We start from the raw sequence: 2,744 nt of genomic DNA, 5'->3' as shown, positions 1-2,744 counted from the left end.
CTCTTGAGGTCCGCGATCTAGCCACGTCGCGCAAGCTGTCCGACATATCGTTCTCGATCGATCCAGGCGAGATCGTCGGCCTTGCCGGGCTTGTCGGCAGCGGCCGCTCGACCTTGGGCAAGGCTTTGTTCGGCATCCTTCCAGACGTATCCGGCCACATCAGTGTCGCAGGCGAACCCGTTCGGCCGGGCAGCGTAAGCAGAGCGATCGCTGCTGGTGTCGCGCTTGTTCCCGAAGACCGTCGGCTCGAAGGGCTTGTTGGCGGGCGCTCAATCGAGGAGAATCTTGCGCTTCCCCGGCTTTCCGATTTCTCGCTCGCGGGTCCCCTTGGGCCGATGGCGAAGGCGCGGATAGCGGCTCTGTTCAGACAATACCGCGACGACCTCAACATCCTGTGCCGCGGCCCCTTACAGAAAGCCCAGGAGCTTTCAGGCGGCAATCAGCAAAAGATCGTCTTCGCAAAATGGCTGGCAATGAAGCCGAAGCTGTTGATCCTCGATGAGCCAACTTCCGGCGTGGACGTCAATGCCAAGCGCGATATGCGCGAGCTTGTGCGCCGCACGGCGGGCGATGGCGTCGCCGTGCTGCTCATTTCTTCGGAACTCGAAGAACTCCTGGATTTGTCCGATCGCATTCTGGTGATGGCGCAGGGGCGGATAACGCGCAGCATGGGCAGCGCGCACGACGAGACCGGGCTTCGCGCGTTGCTGCAGGCCGAGGCCGCCAGACAAACCAGCGTACACGCTCAGGGAGTTGCAGCATGAAATCGTCCTCGATGCCGATGCGCGCTAGTGCGATGAATTTTTTCCGCGATCACATCACCTATGTGATCTTCCTGGCGATCACCCTCTATTTCGTCTTGTTCGCCCCCCACTTCGCGTCAGTCTCAACCGCAAGCGCCGTTCTGCGTATCACAGCCATCGTTTCCGTGATGGCGATCGGCATGACGTTCGTCATCATCTGCGGTGAAATCGACCTGTCGGTCGGTTCGGTTGCCAGCTTTTCAGGTATGATCGGAGCGTTGCTGCTCGATCAAAGTGTCCCGGCCTATGTCGCCGCCCTTCTGGTGTTGGGCGCCGGGGCCTCGATCGGCGCGGTGTCGGGCGTGCTTGTTACAAAACTGCGCATTCCATCGTTTCTCGTAACGCTTGGGATGTTGTCCATCTTTTCCGGACTGGCACTGACCATCACCGGCACCCGGCCCGTGTCGATCGTCGATGATGATTTTTCGAACCTGTTCTGGAACGGCAGTTTTCTGGGCATGCAGGCACCGATCTGGTGGACGATCGTCCTTACGGCCGTCGGCTACTACCTGCTGCATCAAATGCCCTACGGCAGGCGTGTTTATGCGACCGGTGGAAATGCTGTTGCCGCGCGCTTTTCCGGTGTGCGAACGGACGGCGTCAAAATCTTCGCCTTTGCGATATCCGGCATGACCGCGTCCCTTGCGGGCCTGATGCTCGCGGCCCGCTCCACGGCTGGCAATCCCAGCCTGGGAGCGGGTCTTGAACTGGACGTGATCGCGGCCGTGATCATAGGCGGGACAAGTCTCTTTGGCGGTTATGGATCAATCGTCGGTTCCGTCGTCGGCGCAATCTTCATAGGCATTCTCGGATTTGGTCTTCTCGTGCTCGGTCTATCGACCAGCATCCAGGAGGTCATCAAGGGAGCCATCATCATCATTGCGGTCTCATTGAACCGCCGTTGAAGGCAGCAGCCCGGGATGAAATCGGAAGATATGCGGTTCCGCAATTAAAGGGTCGATGATCTGTTGATCACAGCGCATTTCGATGAAATAGTAAAAAGAGAACGTTCTCACTGCGTGTTTTGGGATGAAAGAGGGCGTTTTGGAGGAAATCTGTTGAGTGTGTCGCCGCCACGATTGCAGGCCGTTGCCGTTACCAAATCCTACGGCGCGACCACAGCATTGGAAAATGTGTCGCTGGATCTGGCGGCGGGCGAAGTCCATGCGGTGCTCGGCGAAAACGGCGCCGGCAAATCCACGCTGGTCAAGATCCTCAGCGGTGTGATTGCGCCAAACAGCGGTCAGATGCGTCTCGACGGTGCGGTCTATGCGCCGCATTCGATCCTGCATGCGCGACAAGCAGGCGTGGCCACGGCTTTCCAGGAATTGAGCCTCGCGCCCAACTTGACCGTTGCCGAAGCGCTGCTGCTGCCCGCCATGAAGCGCGGGGCGTTCGGCCTGGTCTCTCCCTACCAGACAGCGCGAGCCGCAGCTGAAATCCTGCATCGCTATCGTTTGGATGACGTCTCGCCGATCGCCGGCATCGCCAGCCTGTCGCTCGCCCACAGGCAGCGGCTCGAGATCGCCCGAGCCATGCACTATGCCGAAAAGGTTCTTATCCTTGACGAGCCTACGGCAGCATTGACCGATGTCGAATGGCTGTTCGATCTGGTTCGCAGCACGACTGCGGCCGGGACCGCCGTCCTCTATATTTCACACCGCCTGGCCGAGGTGCGCACCTTGTGCAAGCAGGCAACGGTGCTGCGAAACGGCCGTTCCGTGGCAAGCGTCGGACTATCGGACGCCAGCGATGCCGATATTTTCGAGCTGATGGTCGGCCGCACGGAGATGGCGCACGGGCGCCGCACCCACTCGTTCGCTCGCGAGACGCGTTCCGCGCTCGAACTGAACAATGTCACCGGCGCAAAGCTCAAGGGCGTCACACTCGACGTGAAAGAGGGCGAGATCGTCGGCATCGCCGCTTTGGAAGGCCAAGGCC

The 2,744-nt window shown here is 60.0% G+C and carries 3 protein-coding genes; all 3 read left to right on the top strand.

Annotation, left to right across the window (positions count from 1 at the left end; genetic code table 11):
* Positions 1-35 precede the first annotated feature (35 nt).
* On the top strand, positions 36-764 hold the full coding sequence (locus EN879_RS31155) for an ATP-binding cassette domain-containing protein (protein ID WP_348631509.1): 729 nt from the start codon (positions 36-38) through the stop codon (positions 762-764).
* A complete protein-coding gene (locus EN879_RS31150) occupies positions 761-1,708 on the top strand; it encodes an ABC transporter permease (RefSeq protein ID WP_027035675.1) in 948 nt (315 codons plus the stop codon). Before EN879_RS31155 ends, EN879_RS31150 begins: the two co-directional genes overlap by 4 nt.
* Before the next feature lie 159 nt (positions 1,709-1,867).
* A partial coding sequence (locus tag EN879_RS31145; protein ID WP_245493894.1) for an ATP-binding cassette domain-containing protein occupies positions 1,868-2,744 on the top strand: 877 nt, incomplete at its 3' end.

Origin of the sequence: Mesorhizobium sp. M7A.F.Ca.AU.002.02.1.1, from assembly GCF_003998535.1 — a bacterium.
In the GTDB taxonomy this organism is placed as follows: Bacteria; Pseudomonadota; Alphaproteobacteria; order Rhizobiales; family Rhizobiaceae; genus Mesorhizobium; species Mesorhizobium ciceri.
Note: the sequence above shows the minus strand (reverse complement) of the source record. Positions and strands in the feature narration are given on the sequence as shown.